The sequence below is a fragment of the Streptomyces sp. NPDC037271 genome (assembly GCF_055603605.1).
Window position 1 is genome coordinate 302535 of record NZ_JBVJVN010000005.1, and the last position, 18872, is coordinate 321406.

The window sequence follows — 18872 nt, forward strand, 5'->3', positions numbered from 1 at the left end:
CCACAATGGACCGCGTCAGATCACCGTTCACGCTTCAGCAAGGAGCCGGCAGCGATGGCCCGCCGTAGTACGAAGACCCCGCCGCCCGACGACTCGTACGAGGAGAAGATCCTCGACATCGACGTCGTCGACGAGATGCAGGGCTCCTTCCTCGAGTACGCGTACTCGGTCATCTACTCCCGTGCGCTGCCGGACGCCCGCGACGGCCTCAAGCCGGTGCACCGCCGCATCGTCTACCAGATGAACGAGATGGGCCTGCGGCCCGAGCGCGGCTACGTGAAGTGCGCCCGCGTCGTCGGCGAGGTCATGGGCAAGCTGCACCCGCACGGCGACGCGTCGATCTACGACGCCCTGGTGCGCATGGCCCAGCCTTTCTCGATGCGCGTCCCCCTGGTGGACGGCCACGGCAACTTCGGCTCGCTGGGCAACGACGACCCGCCGGCCGCCATGCGGTACACCGAGTGCCGGATGGCCGAGGCCACCAGCCTGATGACGGAGTCCATCGACGAGGACACCGTCGACTTCGGCCCGAACTACGACGGCCAGGAGCAGGAGCCGGTGGCACTGCCCGCCGCCTTCCCGAACCTGCTGGTCAACGGCGCCTCGGGCATCGCGGTCGGCATGGCCACGAACATGCCGCCGCACAATCTGCGCGAGGTCATCGCGGCCGCCCGGCACCTCATCCGGTACCCGAACGCCGACCTCGAAGCCCTGATGAAGCACGTTCCGGGCCCCGACCTGCCCACCGGCGGCCGGATCGTCGGTCTGCCCGGCATCCGGGACGCCTACGAGACGGGCCGCGGCACGTTCAAGATCCGGGCGACGGTCGCCGTGGACACGGTGACGGCCCGCCGCAAGGGTCTCGTCGTGACCGAGCTGCCCTTCGCGGTCGGCCCGGAGAAGGTGATCGCCAAGATCAAGGACCTGGTCGGCTCGAAGAAGCTCCAGGGCATCGCCGACGTCAAGGACCTCACCGACCGCGAGCACGGACTGCGCCTGGTCATCGAGATCAAGAACGGCTTCGTGCCGGAGGCGGTCCTGGAGCAGCTCTACAAGCTGACGCCGATGGAGGAGTCCTTCGGCATCAACAACGTCGCCCTGGTGGACGGCCAGCCCCTCACCCTGGGCCTCAAGGAGCTGCTGGAGGTCTATCTCGACCACCGCTTCAACGTCGTTCGGCGCCGCAGCGAGTACCGCCGCGCCAAGCGCCGCGACCGTCTGCACCTGGTCGAGGGCCTGCTCACCGCCCTGGTCGACATCGACGAGGTCATCCGCCTCATCCGCTCCAGTGAGAACTCCGCACAGGCCAAGCAGCGCCTGATGGAGCGCTTCTCGCTGAGCGACGTCCAGACCCAGTACATCCTGGACACGCCGCTGCGGCGGCTCACCAAGTTCGACCGCATCGAGCTGGAGTCCGAGAAGGACCGGCTGAACGCGGAGATCGAGGAGCTGACCCGGATCCTCGACTCCGACGCGGAGCTGCGCAAGCTGGTCTCCACCGAACTGGCCGCGGTCGCCAAGAAGTTCGGCACCGACCGCCGTACGACACTGCTGGAGTCGAGCGGCGCCCCGGTCGCCGCCGTGCCGCTCCAGGTGGCGGACGACCCGTGCCGGGTGCTGCTGTCCTCCACGGGTCTGCTGGCCCGCACCGCGAACGACGAGCCGCTCGTCACGGAGGCGGGGGCCAAGCGGGTCAAGCACGACCTGATCGTCTCGGCGGTGCCTGCCACGGCGCGCGGCGAGGTGGGCGTGGTGACGTCCGCGGGGCGTCTGCTGCGGGTGAACGTCGTGGACCTCCCCCAGCTCCCCGAGCCCCTGCCGACGCCGAACCTCTCAGGTGGCGCTCCGCTCGCGGAGTTCGTGACCCTGGAGGACGACGAGACGGTCATCTGTCTGACCACGCTGGACGAGTCCTCCCCCGGCCTGGCGCTCGGTACGGAACAGGGTGTCGTCAAGCGTGTGGTGCCCGATTACCCGTCCCACAAGGACGAGTTGGAGATCATCAGCCTCAAGGAGGGCGACCGGATCGTCGGCGGTGCCGAGCTGCGCACCGGCGACGAGGACCTGGTCTTCATCACGGACGACGCGCAGTTGCTGCGCTACCAGGCCGCGCAGGTCCGCCCGCAGGGGCGTGCCGCGGGCGGTGTGGCGGGCATCAAGCTCACCGACGGTGCCAGGGTCATCTCCTTCACGGCGGTGGACCCGGCCGCGAAGGCGGTCGTCTTCACGATCGCCGGTTCGCGCGGCACTCTGGACGACTCCGTCCAGACCACGGCGAAACTCACCCCCTTCGACCAGTACCCGCGCAAGGGCCGCGCCACGGGGGGCGTGCGCTGCCAGCGGTTCCTGAAGGGCGAGGACTGCCTGGCCTTCGCCTGGGCGGGTGCCACCCCGGCGCTCGCCGCGCAGAAGAACGGTTCCCCGGCTCAGCTCCCGGAGGTCGACCCGCGCCGCGACGGCTCGGGGGTGTCACTGCCGAAGACGGTGTCGGTGGTGGCGGGACCGGCTTAGGGAGTGTCGTTTGGATCTTGCCGGGGTCGCTTGCCAGGCACCGGTGCCTGGAGCCGACCTGACCCAAACGACACCCCCCTAGGGCCCGCCCCAGGGAACGGGCGGCGGATCCTCGCCGCCCGGCTCGCTGTCGTCGGAATCCATGGCGTCGGGAGCCCCGCCGTCGGATTCCATGTCGCCCGGTTCGATGTCGCCCGGTTCCCCGCCCTCGGGCTCCGGTACGTAGCGCAGGACGCCCCACATGCCGTGCTCGTCGGCGTGCGGGGCGTCGGGATCCGCGCGGCACGCGCCGAGTTCCTCGCCGAGGGCAGGCGCGTCGATGCCGGAGCCGATGAGGACGAGCTGGGTGCGGCGGGCGTCGGCAGGCCCCCAGGGCTCCGGGTAGAAGCGCAGGAAACGGCCCACGGCGTGGACGGCGTACCGGTTCCGCGTGTCGTACGGACCGAAGTCGACGTACCCCTTGATCCGGTACAGGCCCTCCGGCCTGCTGTCCAGGAAGCGCATGAGCCGGCGCGGGTCCAGCGGGAGATCGGAGACGAACGACAGGGTGTCGTAGGCGGCGTGCAGGTGCTCGGCGTGTGCGCCGCCCCTGGAGTGGTCGTACAGGTCGTCGAAGGACAGCTGCCCCACGCGGTCCTCGCTCGGCCGGCAGTCGTAGAGGAACTCGGGGTCGATGCGGCCGTAGGTCGCGGGCACGACGGCGGCGCGGTCGCTGAGCGACCGGACGAGCGCGAGCACCCGCTCGGCGTCCGGAACCCGGTCGGTCTTGTTGACCACGACCAGGTCGGCGAGGGCCAAGTGCCGGTCGATCTCGGGGTGCTTGGCGCGCGTGTCGTCGAACTCGGCGGCGTCGACGACCTCGACGAGCCCGCCGTAGACGACCTCCGGCTGCTCACTCGCGAGAAGCATGCGGACGAGTTCCTGCGGCTCGGCGAGCCCGCTGGCCTCGATGACGATGACGTCGATACCGGTGTCGGGCCGGGCCAGGCGTTCCAGGTACCCGTCCAGTTCGCCGGCGTCGACGGCACAGCACAGACACCCGTTGCCGAGCGAAACGGTGGAGTCGCCGAGTGCGCCGGCGACGGCCATCGCGTCGATCTCGATCGAGCCGAAGTCATTCACGATGGCGCCGATACGGCTGCCTCCACTGCGATGGAGGAGGTGGTTGAGAAGGGTGGTCTTTCCGGAGCCGAGGAACCCGGCGAGTACGACGACCGGGATCTGCTGCGGAATCGAGCGCTGCCCCACCGTGCGACCTCTCTCTCACCTACGCGTACGCCGGTCCGCGGCAGAACGTAGACCCACATACGGAATTGCCTGCTCAGGATACGAGCCGACGCAGTGCCCGCGGAGTGAACGATTGTTAGCAGCGCCGGCTGGGCAGACGTTTTGCATGGCGCCGGACCGTGCGACCCTCGCTTCCCTCCGTGCGCCTCCTCTCCGCCTCCCCGCCGGTCAGCGCCGCTCGGCACTCTGGAGGCGGCAGCGCCAGCCATCGCTCGCCGGTCCCCGTCAGCCGACCCGCACTCGACGACCGGCGGGCGGTCGCCTGATTCGGGGGTTGACATGGTCACACGGAAGAACATCACGGGGAGGTTCGGCTCCGCCGCAGCGTGTCTGCTGGTCGCCACGGCCGGGTTGACGCTGGCCGCGCGTCACCGTGCGCTGGAAGCGGAACGGCTGCGCATACGGCGGCTCGAACTCGAGGAGACCGCCTCGCGCCGCCGGGCGCTCGCTCACCAGCAGCGCATGCACTGGGAACTGCTGTCCAGGGCGATCGACGACCCGTCGCTGGCCTCGGTGATCGACACATACGCGCCCGGCATTCCGGCGGAGAAGCGCCGTCAGTACTTCTATGCCAACGCCTGGTACATCAACCTCTACCACCTCTACCGCGCGGGACTTGTGGACCAGGAGGAGTTGTACGGGCATGCCCGTGAGCTCTTCCAGAACCCTCTGATGCGGGAGTACTGGGATGCATCGAGGGGGCAGCGCGCGACACTCAAGCAGTCGTCCGACGAAGCCCGGATCGGCCACTTGGTAGACGGCCTCATCAGCGACCTCGACGAGGCCGACACGGACGAATGGTGGGTGGTGGGCACGCCTCCCTCGCCCTGACCTCCGGGCTTTCCCGGCGGCGCCGTCAACGAAGGCGCATGAGGGTCACCGCGGAGTGCCTTTCGGCCATGCGGTCACCCCGTCCCCACGACCACCCGTACTCTCCCCCTCCAAGCGATGCGCTCGGAACAGCGCACGGTCGCCGACCTGCCCGCCGCGCCGGCTTTCACCGTCGGGCAGGTGCGGATCACGGAGGTGTCACATGACCCTGGAAGCCATCGTCTTTCTCGCCGTCGCCGCAGCCGTCGGCTACCTGGTGAACCGGCGGGAAGGAATCGGGGCCGGCGTCGCGGCAGGCGCCGCCGTCATAGCCGTTCTCTGCCTGTTGTCGCCCAGCGTCCCGCCGACGACACCGTCGCCGCCCGCAGCCCCGGAGCAGACCCCCAGCACGTCTTCCGCTCCCCCACGCGCATGAGGGCCGCGACGAGGCGGAAAGCAGGACACGCCGCTCTGTCGCCCTCACCGCTCACTGCCAACCAGTAGGGTGCTGCCCGCCCCTGAGAGAGCAGATCCGACGTAAGGACCGGTAACCCTTGAAAATCGTGCGCCGTATCGGTGTGCCGCCAAGTGCCCGTGGCAGTGCTTCAGGAGCGAACTGCCCCGACCTGTTCGAACTGAGCGACGGCAACTTCGCCGTCATCGGCACCGAGGCCACCGAGGCGCTGGAGCGTGAGCTGCCCGCCGACGCCGCCCGCGCCGACTACGAACGCATCGTGGTCATCAGCCGGGAAACCCTGATCCGCGCCAAGGCGGACATCCCCGACGCCTGACCTCCCGCGAGGTACGCGTCCGCCCGGACCCGTACCCCGTCACACCGTCCCGGCCGCACGCAACCGTCCACCGCGCCGGACCAGTCGTCCGTCGAGCCCTCGGCACCCCGTCCCGCTCGACGGCCCCACCGATGAGGCCTGGCGCCGGAACGGCACCAGGCCGCACGGATCCTCAGCCGCCGCCGGTGCCCCGACCGGCGCCCCCTGCCCCGCACACCACACCGCCGTGGCCCGGACGGCGGGCTGGATCGCACACGCGCCGGAGGAGTACGGCGAGCGCCCATCGCGCACGCGCCGGAGAGTACGGCGAGCGCCCGCCGCGCACGCGTACCAGCGGGCTCCACTCGGGTCCGCAGCCGCTGACAAGCCCTGCCGAAGCAGCGCTCAGGCGCGGCTGGAAGTCGCCGCGGCACAAGTCAGGTTAGGCTCACCTCTGTGAGTACGTGCTCAGTCGCCTCCCGGAACCTCGACGAGCCCGTTTCGGGCACCGCACCCGTCGCCAGGACCTGGTTGCTGCTCGAACAGCCCGGCCCGTGGGGCGCCAAGGCGCTCACGTCGAGCCACCTGGATCCCGCGCTGGGGCGTGCCCTGGAGGCGCAGGCGAAGGGGACGGGCGTACGCATCGCGCTCATCCGCCGGCCCGGACGCCACGCGGACGGCGGCACTCCGGCCGAGCGCCGGGTGTACGCGGCCCACACCGTGCCGGGAAACGTGTGGCTGCACGGCACCACACTGACGGACCCCCGCCGGCTGCTCGACCTCGATTTCGCCGCGCTCGGCAGGGGCGACCGCCGTACCTTCGAGTCGGTGCTCGAAGGCGGTCCCCACCCGGGCGATCCGCTCGCCCTCGTCTGTACCAACGGCAAGCGCGACCGGTGCTGCGCGCTCCTCGGCCGGCCGCTGGCTGCCGAGCTCGCCGCGTCCGGGGCCGAGGGCGTATGGGAGGTCACCCATCTGGGCGGGCACCGCTTCTCGCCGACGGTGCTCGTGCTGCCCCACGGGTACGCGTACGGCCGGGTCCAGGCCCACACGGTCAAGGAGATCCTGCACGGTGCGCGGGAGGCACGGGTCGTCGTCGAGGGCTGCCGCGGGAACTCCTCGTGGGAGCGCCCCGGACAGGCGGCCGAGCTGGCCGTGCGCTCGGCCGTGGGCGAGGACGCGGCGCAGGTGCTGAGCGTCGTACGGACGGACGGTGCCGCACCGCGCTGGGAGGTGACCGTGGCCCACGCCGACGGCCGGCACTGGCGGGTCACCGTCGAGCAGGACGCGTCGGTACCGCCGCGTCCCGAGAGCTGCGGGACGTCGGTGCTGGGCTCGCCTGCGCGGATGGCGGTCACCGCGGTGCGGGAACTGTCGGTGACGGCGGCGCTCGCCGGCTGAGGCCGGCCCGGGGACGGAGGGCGGGGCCCGACGGCCGCGAGGGGTCCCGGCCGGGCCTCCCTCGCCCAAGGCGCTCGGGAGATCCGCGCCACACCCCTCTACGGCATGTCAGAGCCTCCACGTACCGTCATGGGTATGAGTCCCACTCCCCCCGTTCGCCGCCTGCGCCTCGGCCTGCCGCGGCGGGTGTTCTCGCAGGTGCTGCTGATGCAGCTGGCGATCGCGGCGGGAGTCGTCGTGCTCGCGACCGGGCTCTTCCTGGCGCCGCTCAGCGACCAGCTGGACGACCAGGCGATGCGCCGGGCGCTGGCGATCGCGCAGACCACGGCGCAGCAGCCACAGGTGGTACGGGACCTGCGCACCACCCGGCCCGCGCCCGACGGGCCGGTGCAACAGGAGACGGAGCGGATCCGGAGGGCCACGGGGGCGGAGTACGTCGTCGTGATGGACCGGCAGGGCGTGCGCTGGTCGCACACCGACCCGGAGCGGATCGGCGAGGTCGTCTCGACCGACCCCGGGCAGGCCCTGGCCGGCCGTGAGGTCATGGAGATCGACGACGGCACCCTGGGCCGCTCCGCGCGCGGCAAGGTGCCCCTGCGCGACAGCGACGGCGCCGTCGTCGGCGCCGTCTCGGTGGGCATCGCCTACGACAGCGTCCGGGCCCGGCTGATCCACGCCATCCCCGGCCTGTTCGCGTACGCCGGTGGCGCCCTGGCCGTCGGCGCGCTGGCCGCCTGGTTCATCTCGCGCAGGGTCCAGCGGCAGACCCGGGACCTGGCCTTCTCGGACATCGCGGGGCTGCTCGCGGAGCGCGAGGCCATGCTGCACGGCATCCGGGAGGGCGTCGTCGCCCTGGACCGCGGCGGCAGGGTACGCCTGCTGAACGACGAGGCCCAGCGTCTGCTGGGCATCGGCGGCGAGGCCGTCGGCCGCTCCCCCGACGAGGCGCTCGGCGCGGGGCGCACGGCCGACGTCCTGGCCGGCCGGGTGACCGGGACCGATCTGCTCACGGTGCGCGGCCAGCGGGTCCTGGTCGCCAACCGGATGCCCACCGACGACGGCGGTGCCGTCGCCACGCTGCGCGACCGCACCGAGCTGGAGCAGCTCGGCCGGGAGCTGGACTCGACGCGCGGCCTGATCGACGCCCTGCGCGCGCAGGACCACGAGCACGCCAACCGCATGCACACCCTGCTGGGGCTGCTCGAACTGGAGATGTACGACGACGCCGTGGAGTTCGTCGGCGAGGTGGTCGGCGACCACCGGGTCACCGCTGAGCAGATCACCGAGCGGATCCGGGATCCCCTTCTCGCCGCCCTGCTCGTCGGCAAGGCGACCGTCGCGGCCGAACGAGGAGTCGCCCTGTGGGTGTCGGACCGGACGCGGCTGCCGGACCTCCTGGTCGACCCCAGGGGGCTCGTGACGATCGTCGGTAACTTGGTCGACAACGCGCTCGACGCCGTCGCGGGGACGCCGCACGCGCGCGTGGAGGTCGAATTGCGTGCGCAGGGCCGTACGGCCACGCTCAGGGTCCGTGACACCGGGCCCGGGATACCGGCGGAACACCGCGAGCTGGTGTTCGCGGCGGGATGGTCCACCAAGGAACCGCCGGCCCACCGCCAGCGCGGCATCGGGCTGTCTCTGGTACGCAGGCTGGCCGAGCGGCAGGGCGGCAGTGCCACCGTCGGTGAGGCGCACGGCGGGGGCGCGGAGTTCGTCGTCGTCCTGCCCGAGGCGCTGGCCGAACCAGACCTGGAACACGCCTTCACCGCCCCCGTGAACACCGTTGCCGAGGAGGAGTCCCGATGATCGAGGTCCTGGTCGTGGACGACGACACGCGGGTCGCGCGGGTCAACGCCGCCTACGTCGAGAAGGTTCCGGGCTTCCACGTCGCCGGCGAGGCGCACAGCGCGCTGGAGGCGCTGCACAGCGTGGAGACGCTGCCGCGCCTGGACCTGATCCTGCTGGACCACTACCTGCCCGACCGGACCGGTCTGGAGGTCGTCCAGGAGATGCGGCGACGTGACCATCAGACCGACGTGATCATGGTGACGGCGGCACGGGACGTGTCGACCGTCCAGGCGGCGATGCGCCAGGGTGCCCTGCAGTACCTGGTCAAACCGTTCGCCTTCGCCGGGCTGCGCGCCAAGCTGGAGGCGTACGCGGAGCTGCGGCGCACTCTCGACGGCGGTGGTGAGGCGGAGCAGGCCGAGGTCGACCGCATCTTCGGCGCCCTCTCGGCACCGTCGGAGCCGGGGCTGCCCAAGGGGCACTCCCCCACCACCGCCGAGCTCGTGCGCCAGTGCCTGCTGAAGGCCGACGGTGCTCTCTCCGCACAGGAGATCGCCGAACGGACCGGGGTGAGCCGCCAGACCGCACAGCGCTATCTGAAACTGCTGGAGCGCACGGGACGGGCCCGGCTGACTCTCAAGTACGGCGACGCGGGCCGCCCGGAGCACCGTTACGAGTGGGCGACCCGCGCCTGAAGAGTCCGAGCGCCAAGGACGGGCCCGGGGCGTCGGGGGGCCCGGCCGTGCCTTCGGGCCCCCTCCCGGCACCTCGGGGGGACCGTTGCTCGACCGCATGCCCAAGGCTGGACAGAACGGGAAGACGCCTCACTCTTTCGCAGGGAGTCAGGCGTCAGGGTTCAGGGTCCCGCCCTCCGACTCCCTACGGTGCGAGCGCCGGCCAGAGGCGGAGGAGCCGCTTGTGCGGCCGGCCGGGCAGCCTTCGGGCAGTGGCCTTCCCAGGCAGTCGCCGGACCCAGCCACCTTGCCGGGCCCGGCAACTCGATCGCCGCCGGGCCAGGCTCAACGGTTACGCGCGGTTATAGGCGGTTACGCGTCGATGCGCGAACGGTCCAGCGTCGCCGCCGAGCTGGAGATGAACTCCTTGCGGGGCGCGACGTCGTTCCCCATCAGCAGGTCGAAGACCTGCTCGGCGGAGTCCAGGTCGGTGAGGTTGATCCGGCGCAGGGTGCGGCGCCGCGGGTCCATGGTCGTCTCCGCCAGCTGGTCGGCGTCCATCTCGCCCAGGCCCTTGTACCGCTGGATGGAGTCCTTGTACCGGATGTTCTTGCTCTGGAACTCCATGAGTGTGTCCCGCAGCTCCCGGTCCGAGTATGTGTAGACGTACTTGTCCTGGCCCTTCTTCGGCTGGACCAGCTCGATGCGGTGCAGCGGCGGCACCGCGGCGAAGACCCGGCCCGCCTCCACCATGGGCCGCATGTAGCGGTGGAACAGGGTCAGGAGCAGAGTACGGATGTGGGAGCCGTCCACATCGGCGTCGGTCATCATGATGATCTTGCCGTAGCGGGCCGCGTCGATGTCGAAGGTACGGCCGGACCCGGCTCCTATGACCTGGATGATCGCGCCGCACTCGGCGTTCTTCAGCATGTCGGTCACGGACGACTTCTGAACGTTGAGGATCTTGCCGCGGATCGGCAGCAGCGCCTGGAACTCGGAGTTCCGGGCGAGCTTCGCCGTACCCAGCGCGGAGTCGCCCTCGACGATGAACAGCTCGCTGCGGTCGACGTCGTCGCTGCGGCAGTCGGCGAGCTTGGCGGGCAGCGAGGAGGATTCCAGGGCCGTCTTGCGGCGCTGGGCGTCCTTGTGCTGACGGGCGGCGATGCGGGTGCGGGCCGCGGCGACGGCCTTCTCCATGACCACCCGGGCCTGCTGGGCCGCGTCGCGCTTCGTGGAGGTCAGGAACGCCTTGAGTTCCTTGGTGATGACGTTGTTCACGATGCGGCGGGCCGCCGAGGTGCCGAGGACCTCCTTGGTCTGGCCCTCGAACTGCGGCTCGGCGAGGCGGACCGTCACGACCGCCGTCAGACCCTCCAGGGCGTCGTCCTTGACGATGTCGTCCTCGGCGACGCGCAGCAGCTTCTTGGTGCGCAGCACCTCGTTCATGGTCTTGGCCACCGCTTGTTCGAAGCCCGCGACGTGGGTGCCGCCCTTGGGCGTGGCGATGATGTTGACGAACGACCTGAGGGTGGTGTCGTACCCGGTGCCCCAGCGCATCGCGACGTCGACGCCGAGTTCGCGGGTGACCTCGGTGGGCGTCATCTGGCCGTGCTCGTCCAGGACGGGGACCGTCTCCTTGAAGCTGCCCTGTCCGCTGAAGCGCAGCACGTCACAGACAGGCCTGTCACTGGCCAGGAACTCGCAGAACTCGCTGATGCCGCCGTCGAAACGGAAGGACTCCTCGCCCTTGCTGCCGCCGTCACCGAGACCGTACTCGTCGCGGACGACGATGGTCAGTCCGGGCACCAGGAACGCGGTCTGGCGGGCCCGCTGGTGCAGGTTCTCCAGGGAGAGCTTGGCGTCCTTGAGGAAGATCTGCCGGTCGGCCCAGTACCGCACGCGCGTGCCGGTACGGCTCTTGGGGATCTTCCTGGCCTTGCGCAGCCCGCTCGCGGCCTCGAACTTCGCGTCCGGCCCCCTCCCCGTGAAGGCGCCCGGAACGCCACGCCGGAAGCTGATGGCGTTGGTGTGCCCGTTGCGGTCCACCTCGATGTCCAGCCGGGCGGACAGGGCGTTCACCACGGAGGCGCCGACGCCGTGCAGACCGCCGGAGGCGGCGTACGAGCCGCCTCCGAACTTGCCGCCGGCGTGCAGCTTGGTCATGACGACCTCGACACCGGACAGGCCGGTCTTGGGCTCGACGTCGACCGGGATGCCCCGGCCGTTGTCCCTGACCTCCACCGACGCGTCGTCGTGGAGGATCACCTCGATGTGGTCGCAGTAACCGCCGAGGGCTTCGTCGACGGAGTTGTCGATGATCTCCCACAGGCAGTGCATCAGGCCACGGCTGTCGGTCGATCCGATGTACATGCCCGGACGCTTCCGCACGGCCTCGAGCCCTTCGAGGACGAGCAGGTGCCGCGCGGTGTAGTTGGATCCGTCCCGGTCTGCTCCTGCCAGCAGCGCAGTGGACGGCACGGATGTCTCGGCGGTCACGCGGTTCGCTCCTCGCTGAATTTCAGATGGGGCCCCGCTGGGTAAGGGCGCGGCTCAGTTCACCGGTCAGAGGGTACCGAGGCCTGGTAGAGCCGTTGTAACGCCACCCTCGTCGAGGGTTCACCCTAGTCCAGCGTCGCATGCCTGTTCGATCCCTCGAAGGGGTGAAGTACACATCACGTTCCCTTCGACGCATGAACCATTTAGGCTCCGGGCACGTCCTCATGAACAAACCGGCAACCCAGCCGGCGGGACTGACACTGACCGACTGCGCGAACCCGTACGACACAGAGACACGCAATACGGCACATTCGCCGCCAACCGGCAACAGCCTGCCCCTCGGAAATTTTTTTCGAGGAAAAGCCACGAGCGGGAACGTTTTGGGGCTGGTTGGATGTTGACCCTGGTACGACAGCTCGTCGAGCTAGAGAAGAGGCGACGTGACTACTGTTCTGACTTCCGCAAGCCCGCTGACGGCCGCTGATCGCTGCGACCGCTGCGGCGCCCAGGCATACCTGCGCGTCGTCTTGCTGAGCGGCGGAGAACTGCTCTTCTGCGCTCACCACGGGCGCAAGTTCGAGCCGGAACTCAAGAAGATCGCCGCTGAGATACAGGACGAGACGGAGCGGCTGACGGCCGTTCCGGAATCTTCCGCCGAGGAAGAGCGCTGACGCTTCGCGCCCGACGACGAGCCAGCCCGGCACAGGCCGATGAACGGGCGGCCGCCTCCCCAGCCAGGAGGCGGCCGCCCGTGCTCGTGCCCGGAAGGCCCTCAGCGGCCGCCAGGCGCCCTCACGTCACCGCGCGGCATCGTCGTCCCATCCCAGCGTCCGCAGAACCGCGGAGACGCGCGTGTACACCCCGGGACTGCCCGGGCGCCCGCAGCCGCTCCCCCAGGACACGAGGCCGATGAGTCTGCCCTGCGCGACCAGCGGCCCCCCGCTGTCGCCCTGGCAGGCATCGCGGCCACCGGCATCCTCGCCGGCACAGAGCATCGTGTCGGCGTGATACCGCCCGTCGTCGCTTCCCGGATACGCCCGCTCACAGCGTGCGTCGGGGAGCACCCGCACGCGTGCCGCCCGCAGGCTGTTCGCGTAGTCCCCGGTACCCGAGGCGTCCCCCCACCCGTAGACGAGCGCACCCGTCCCGGATCCGTACGCGGGGTCGCCCGCGGCCGCCATCCCTATGACCGAGCCGGCGGGAAGGGCTTCGGAGAGGGTGAGCACCGCGAAGTCACCGGCATTGGTGACGTCGTCGTGCGCCGGGTTCACCCAGACGTCGCGGACCGGAACCTCGCGGCCCTGGTCCGAGAGCAGGTCCGTACGACCGGCGATGACCCTCAGATCGCGTACCCGCTCGGGCGGCGACCCGAGCACCTCCTCACCCAGGCAGTGGGCCGCCGTGAGCACGGTGGTACGGCCGACGGCCACTCCCCCGCAGAACTGTCCGGCCCGAGTACCTCCGAACCGGTCACGGCTGGACAGGGCGACGGTCCACGGGCTGTCGGACGCTTCGACCGGAAAACCTCCGACGACGATGCTGTCGGCGGACGCGGGGGCGGCGGACACCAGCGGTATCGCGGTCGCCGCAGCCGCCAGGACCAGCGGCCGGACCAGCGCCCGGGCAAAGAGGCGACGCATGCGGGCTCCTCACTCCGAGATTGTGATGGAACACCCAGAGTGATCCAGCCCGCCGTGCCGCGCACCCGCTGCCCAGCGCGAAGGCCCGGTTCCCCACCTGGTGGAACCGGGCCCTGTCGCTCGTACGACCGCGATCTAGTCGAGGTAGTCGCGCAGCACCTGGGAGCGCGACGGGTGACGCAGCTTCGACATCGTCTTCGACTCGATCTGACGGATGCGCTCCCGCGTGACCCCGTACACCTTGCCGATCTCGTCGAGGGTCTTCGGCTGACCGTCGGTGAGACCGAAACGCATGGAGACGACGCCCGCCTCGCGCTCGGACAGGGTGTCGAGGACGGAGTGCAGCTGCTCCTGCAGGAGCGTGAAGCTGACCGCGTCGGCCGGGACGACCGCTTCGGAGTCCTCGATGAGGTCACCGAACTCGCTGTCGCCGTCCTCGCCCAGCGGGGTGTGCAGCGAGATGGGCTCGCGGCCGTACTTCTGGACCTCGATGACCTTCTCCGGGGTCATGTCGAGCTCCTTGGCCAGCTCCTCCGGAGTGGGCTCGCGGCCCAGGTCCTGGAGCATCTGGCGCTGCACGCGCGCGAGCTTGTTGATGACCTCGACCATGTGCACCGGGATACGGATGGTGCGGGCCTGGTCGGCCATGGCGCGGGTGATCGCCTGACGGATCCACCAGGTGGCGTACGTGGAGAACTTGTAGCCCTTGGTGTAGTCGAACTTCTCCACCGCGCGGATCAGACCGAGGTTGCCCTCCTGGATGAGGTCCAGGAAGAGCATGCCGCGGCCGGTGTAGCGCTTGGCCAGGGAGACCACCAGGCGGAGGTTGGCCTCCAGGAGGTGGTTCTTGGCGCGGCGGCCGTCCTCGGCGATGATCTCCAGCTCGCGCTTGAGCTTGGGGGCGAGCTTGTCGGAGTTCGCAAGCTTGTCCTCGGCGAACAGACCCGCCTCGATGCGCTTGGCGAGTTCGACCTCCTGCTCGGCGTTGAGCAGGGGGACCTTGCCGATCTGCTTGAGGTAGTCCTTGACCGGGTCGGCGGTGGCGCCGGCCGCGGCGACCTGCTGGGCCGGGGCGTCGTCCTCGTCGTCGTCGGACAGCACGAAGCCCGCGTTCTCGGTGCCCTCGGGCTCCTCCGTCGCGGCCTTCGGCTCCTCGATCGCCTCGTCCTCGAGAAGCTCGCCGTCTTCCTTCTTGGCGGTCGTCTTCTTCGCAGCCGCCTTCTTGGCGGTCGTCTTCTTCACCGCCGCCTTCTTGGCGGTGGTCTTCTTGGCCGCCGCCTTCTTGGCGGGCGCCTCGTCCTCGACGGCGGGGTCGGTGGCGGGCGCCGCCGGGGTGGCGGGGGCGGTGGCCTTCCTGCTGGTCACCGTCTTCGCCGTGACCGCCTTGGTGGCGGTGCGCTTGGCGGGACTCTTCGCTGCGACGCTCTTACGGGTGCGCTTGGGCTCTGCGGCACTGACCATCAGCGTCACACCCTCTTCCTCGAGGATCTGATTGAGGCTGCGCAGTACGTTCTTCCACTGAGTGGCCGGGATCTGGTCAGCTTCGAAGGCCCGACGCACGTCGTCGCCGGCGATCTGCCCCTCAGCCTTTCCCCGCTCAATGAGCGCCATGACAGAGACGGACTCGGCGATCTCCGGCGGGAGCGTACGGGATGTGCTGGCCGACACGAACAACCTCTCGGAACGTTGGAAAACGGCTTCCGGCCCCGTCCATGGCGGACAGGAGCCGACCGTCGGCTTAGGAGTGAGTCGACGGCGCGGGCGAGCCGGGGAGATGCACAGCGCCGTGAACGGCGTCCGTATTCCCTCCGCGGCTGTCACCTCTTAGGTCATCGCGTTGTTCCCACGAGCGTTACGCCCAATCCGCGTGGCCCGAGTCACACCCCGTAAGCGTTCAAAACAGGTCAGATACGGCCAAACAAGGTCACCGACGAGTCCAACTCGGCCACGCCGGGAGGTCCAGGCCACATCGCACCTTCGGACCCCGCGGAACCACGAGGGGTTCCGCGGGGCCCGCGGTGGCGGCGAACCGGCCGGCCACAGCCATAGGAGGGATCTGGCGTGCCCGGCCCGCGCCGTTGCGGCGGAACGCGGTCAGTGCTCGCGCGGGGCGGGCACCACGCGTTCCACCTCGGGGTGAACGGTCAGAAGTTGCCGCATGGCCGCCTCGGCCGCCGCGCCGTCCCCCGCGGCGAGGGCGTCGACGATCCTGCCGTGCTGCGTCAGCGAGACGTCGTTCGGCCGGTCACAGCCCGTGACCGGGCCGCCGGAGACGTGCAGGGCGGCGGAGACGATCCCGGAGAGGTGGTCCAGCATCCGGTTGCCCGCGATCTGGATGAGCAGCGTGTGGAACTCGGCGTCGGCACGCGAGAAGGTGAGCGCGTCACCCTGCCCCAGGGCGTGACCCATGATCCCGACCATGTCCGACAGACGCTGCTGGACGTCCTCGCGCCCGTGCCCGGCGGCGAGGCGGGCGGCGAGCGGCTCGATCGTCCAGCGCAGCTCATTGAGCTCGCGGCGCTGGTCGTCGCGCTGTGGCCCGAAGGCGCGCCATTCGATGATGTCCGGGTCGAGGAGATTCCAGTCACTGACGGGGCGCACGCGCGTGCCGACGTTCGGACGGGCGCTGACCAGGCCCTTGGCCTCCAGGACGCGGAGAGACTCACGGACGACGGTTCGGGACACCTCGAAGCGCTGGCCGATCTCCTCGGGCACCAGCGGGCGGTCGGCGCCCAGGTCCCCCGAAACGATCATCTGGCCCAGCTGCTGGACGAGTTGCCCGTGCAGTCCACGGCCACGGCTGCCCGCGGTGCGCCGGCCCACGCGGCCCAGCTCAGGCTCCACCCCTTCCCAGGCGGGCACTCCGACGCGGTCGACGGGGGGCGCCTCGGCGTAGGGGTAGCGGTCGAGTTCGCCCGGGTTCGCGAGGCCGGAGTCGGCGGAGCGGGCGGCGGTCATCATGGTGTGCGCAAGGGTACTCACGCATCCTTTGTCGGCGCCGTTCTCAACTCCCTTGAGGTCTTTGGTGAAAAGCACACGAAAGGGTGATCGCTCACCCCGTCGCAATTGACGCCTTATCGGAAAGAAATGGGCTTTCCCCGGGGAGTTGCGCGCACGGTCGGACCGGAAGGGCGCGGCCGACGTCATCGGGCCCTGCTGCGCAGGGTCACGAGCAGGTATGCGCAGAGCAGAGTGGTCAGCGACAACGTCAGTGCGCTGCCCACGGGTTGGACGATCATGCTCAGCACATCGGCCAGATACCGCTCACCGCCGAACGGCCACTGCGTCAGAAGGGCCTCGCGCACCCGCATCGGGAGACCGGCGGCGGTCCGCACGGACGGGCCGTCCCAGACCTTTTGTACGAGCGGTACGACGAGCACGGGAACGGCGACCACCGCGGCGAGCCCGGCCGTGGTGGACCGGAAGACGCCCGCGGCGAGCACACCGGACCAGGCGCATCCGACGACGAGCCCGAGCCAACCCGCGCTGAGTGCGGGCCAGTCGGCGGGAACCCGGGCGAGCTCCTGTCCGTAGAACAGACGGAGCACTTCGGTGTCGCAGCCCACCGTCAGGACGGCCAGCACCACCGCGGTGGCCGCGGAGACGACGAGTTTGGCGGTCAGCAGCCCCATCCGGCGGGGCACGGTGCCGCGGTCCGCCGCCAGGGCGGGGTGGCGGAACTCGTCGCCGAAGGCCAGCGCACCGAGCAGCCCCGCGCCGAGCGCCGCGGGCGGCAGCGGCAGCTCCCGCGGCCACGCGGCCAGGAGCCGCGGCTGCGGGGTGTGACCCACACGTGCCAGGACCACAGCGATGACAGCGGATACGACGAGGACGACGGCACCGGTGACGAACCCGGTGCTGATGCCGGCCGCACGGCGGAGTTCATAGCGGAGTGGGCGCAGGGGACTGGGGGCGGAGCGGACGGAGACGGGCGGTGGAAGCGGGGACACCGCCTCCCGGGTGCGGCTTGTGGCGGCGGCGACGGCCGCATCGGTGCCTCCGCCCGTGACGGGGGACGCCTGTCCGGCCCGGCCGAGGGGCTGAAGGCCGGTCATCGGCGGCGGATCGCGGTCGAGCTGCCGGGGATTCGTGGCCACCGGCCGGGTTCCGGGGGAGGAGTGAGGGGTGCCAGCGACAGGGGACGGCTCCGCCCCGGACGGTGCGGGCGTGCCGGCCGAAGGCCGAGAGGCGTCAGCGAGCGAGTGCTCCTCCCCGGGGACACGCGGGGCCGTGTCCGTCGGCCGCTGGGGGGAGTCGGTCGGTGTGGCCGGGCGTGGGCCACCGGGCTCCGGGCCGCCGTCACCGGCGGGAGGCCGGTGCGGGCCGAACGTGCCGAGAACGGTGGCGGACGGGTGCTGTGGTTCGGCAGGGGCCGGGTGGGGCGCGGTGGCGGACGGTCGGCGTGGGCGTGTGACGGCCGGGCGGGGGGCGGCCCGGTCTCCGGTTTCCGGCGCCCCGTCGATCTCGGTACCCGGCTGCCGGCCCGCAGGCGCCGCGCCCGCACCCGGTCCCATATCGCCGACTTCGTCGGCGAGTTGGTGTACCAGGATTCCGTGACGGAACACGGTCTCGCCGACGTCGGCGCACGTACTGCCGTACACCGCGAGGCGGTTGCCGCCCTCGCGTACGACCTCGACGGAACGGCGGGCCGTGCGTGCCTCTTTGACCAGAAGGGCAGCGAGCCGGGCGGCGTGCGGGCTGCGGACGGCGACGCGGGGGCGCAGCCGGGTACGGGCGAAGTCCGCCGCCTCCTGGTCGGCGACGACTCTGCCCCGTTCCAGCGTGACGACGTGGTCGGCGGTACGCGCCGCCTCCTTGGGATCGGCCGTACTGAACAGGACGGTGCCGCCCTGACCGGCGTGGGCGCGCAGCGCGCCGTGGAGCCAGCGGGCCTCGCGCGCGCAGAGCGCGCCGGCGGGGTCGTCGAGTACCAGGGTGTGCGGGTCCGGGATCAGTGCGCAGGCCATTCCGAGGCGTCGGTCCATGCCGCGGGAGAGCGTGCCGAGGCGTTCGTCCCGCAGGCTCACGAGGCCGACCGACTCCAGGACTTCGTCGGCCCGCCGGACGGGAACGCCGGCCGCCGCGCACAGCATGCGGAGATGGCCGCGGACCGTGCGGGCCGGATGCCCCGGCACATCTCCCAGCAGTACGCCGACCTCACGCGAGGGGTGGGCGATGCGGTGCAGGGGACGGCCTCTGAAGTAGGCGAGACCACGGCCGTGCTCCAGTTCGAGCATGAGTCTGAGTGCCGTCGTCTTGCCGGCGCCCGATGCACCGAGCAGCGCGGTGACGTGGCCCGCGCGTGCCTCGAACGAGACGTCGTCGACGGCGGGGGGAAGCTCCTTGCGGGGGTTGCTGGTAAGTCCGAAGGCCTGGATCACCCGTAGCAAGATAGCGTGTCATATCCGTTTTTTCGGACATCGCACGGCGGGCCGGACACGGGGTGACAGGTCTCTTCGATCTCTTGTCCGCCGTTCGCTCCCAGGACCCGGCCG

At 70.6% G+C, this 18872-nt stretch carries 14 protein-coding genes; 8 read left to right on the forward strand and 6 right to left on the reverse strand.

Annotated features, from left to right (window positions below; genetic code table 11):
* Positions 1-54 precede the first annotated feature (54 nt).
* The gene (locus tag ACZ7G3_RS13005) at positions 55-2511 is read left to right on the forward strand and encodes a DNA gyrase/topoisomerase IV subunit A (protein WP_470925321.1); all 2457 of its coding nucleotides are present in this window, start codon (positions 55-57) and stop codon (positions 2509-2511) included.
* Positions 2512-2589: 78 nt separating this feature from the next.
* Here the strand turns inward: ACZ7G3_RS13005 and ACZ7G3_RS13010 are convergent, their stop codons facing one another.
* On the reverse strand, positions 2590-3759 hold the full coding sequence (locus ACZ7G3_RS13010) for a CobW family GTP-binding protein (RefSeq protein ID WP_470925323.1): 1170 nt from the start codon (positions 3757-3759) through the stop codon (positions 2590-2592).
* Between the two features lie 318 nt (positions 3760-4077).
* Here ACZ7G3_RS13010 and ACZ7G3_RS13015 point away from each other — a divergent pair, with 318 nt between their 5' ends.
* From ACZ7G3_RS13015 to ACZ7G3_RS13040, 6 genes are all read left to right on the forward strand, one after another.
* On the forward strand, positions 4078-4629 hold the full coding sequence (locus ACZ7G3_RS13015; protein ID WP_470925325.1) for a DUF6082 family protein: 552 nt from the start codon (positions 4078-4080) through the stop codon (positions 4627-4629).
* A 202-nt stretch (positions 4630-4831) separates the two neighbouring features.
* A complete protein-coding gene (locus ACZ7G3_RS13020; protein ID WP_470925326.1) occupies positions 4832-5044 on the forward strand; it encodes a hypothetical protein in 213 nt (70 codons plus the stop codon).
* Positions 5045-5162: 118 nt separating this feature from the next.
* Positions 5163-5399, forward strand: a complete 237-nt coding sequence (locus tag ACZ7G3_RS13025; RefSeq protein WP_398135373.1) for a hypothetical protein — start codon at positions 5163-5165, stop codon at positions 5397-5399.
* Between the two features lie 435 nt (positions 5400-5834).
* A complete protein-coding gene (locus ACZ7G3_RS13030; RefSeq protein ID WP_470925328.1) occupies positions 5835-6779 on the forward strand; it encodes a sucrase ferredoxin in 945 nt (314 codons plus the stop codon).
* 135 nt (positions 6780-6914) lie between these two features.
* Positions 6915-8585 carry an ATP-binding protein gene (locus ACZ7G3_RS13035; RefSeq protein WP_470925330.1) on the forward strand — a complete coding sequence of 557 codons (1671 nt, stop codon included), beginning with the start codon at positions 6915-6917 and terminating at the stop codon, positions 8583-8585.
* Entirely contained in the window at positions 8582-9262 is a 681-nt protein-coding gene (locus ACZ7G3_RS13040; protein WP_470925332.1) for a response regulator, read from the forward strand. Before ACZ7G3_RS13035 ends, ACZ7G3_RS13040 begins: the two co-directional genes overlap by 4 nt.
* Before the next feature lie 351 nt (positions 9263-9613).
* Here ACZ7G3_RS13040 and ACZ7G3_RS13045 read toward each other — a convergent pair whose 3' ends face one another.
* Positions 9614-11737 carry a DNA gyrase/topoisomerase IV subunit B gene (locus ACZ7G3_RS13045; RefSeq protein ID WP_426597869.1) on the reverse strand — a complete coding sequence of 708 codons (2124 nt, stop codon included), beginning with the start codon at positions 11735-11737 and terminating at the stop codon, positions 9614-9616.
* 440 nt (positions 11738-12177) lie between these two features.
* Between ACZ7G3_RS13045 and ACZ7G3_RS13050 the strand changes: the two genes are divergently transcribed.
* Positions 12178-12408, forward strand: coding sequence for a DUF7455 domain-containing protein (locus tag ACZ7G3_RS13050; RefSeq protein WP_031035360.1), 231 nt, complete (start codon positions 12178-12180; stop codon positions 12406-12408).
* Between the two features lie 126 nt (positions 12409-12534).
* Here ACZ7G3_RS13050 and ACZ7G3_RS13055 read toward each other — a convergent pair whose 3' ends face one another.
* The 4 genes from ACZ7G3_RS13055 to ACZ7G3_RS13070 form a co-directional block, all read right to left on the reverse strand.
* Positions 12535-13377: a S1 family peptidase gene (locus ACZ7G3_RS13055; protein ID WP_470925334.1), complete on the reverse strand. Its 843-nt coding sequence runs from the start codon at positions 13375-13377 to the stop codon at positions 12535-12537.
* Between the two features lie 135 nt (positions 13378-13512).
* A complete protein-coding gene (locus ACZ7G3_RS13060) occupies positions 13513-15045 on the reverse strand; it encodes an RNA polymerase sigma factor (protein ID WP_470925336.1) in 1533 nt (510 codons plus the stop codon).
* A gap of 426 nt (positions 15046-15471) precedes the next feature.
* Entirely contained in the window at positions 15472-16359 is an 888-nt protein-coding gene (whiH, locus tag ACZ7G3_RS13065) for a sporulation transcriptional regulator WhiH (RefSeq protein WP_426597866.1), read from the reverse strand.
* 161 nt (positions 16360-16520) lie between these two features.
* Positions 16521-18758 (reverse strand): ABC transporter ATP-binding protein, encoded by a 2238-nt coding sequence (locus ACZ7G3_RS13070; protein WP_470925338.1) that lies wholly within the window; start codon positions 18756-18758, stop codon positions 16521-16523.
* Between the last annotated feature and the right edge of the window lie 114 nt (positions 18759-18872).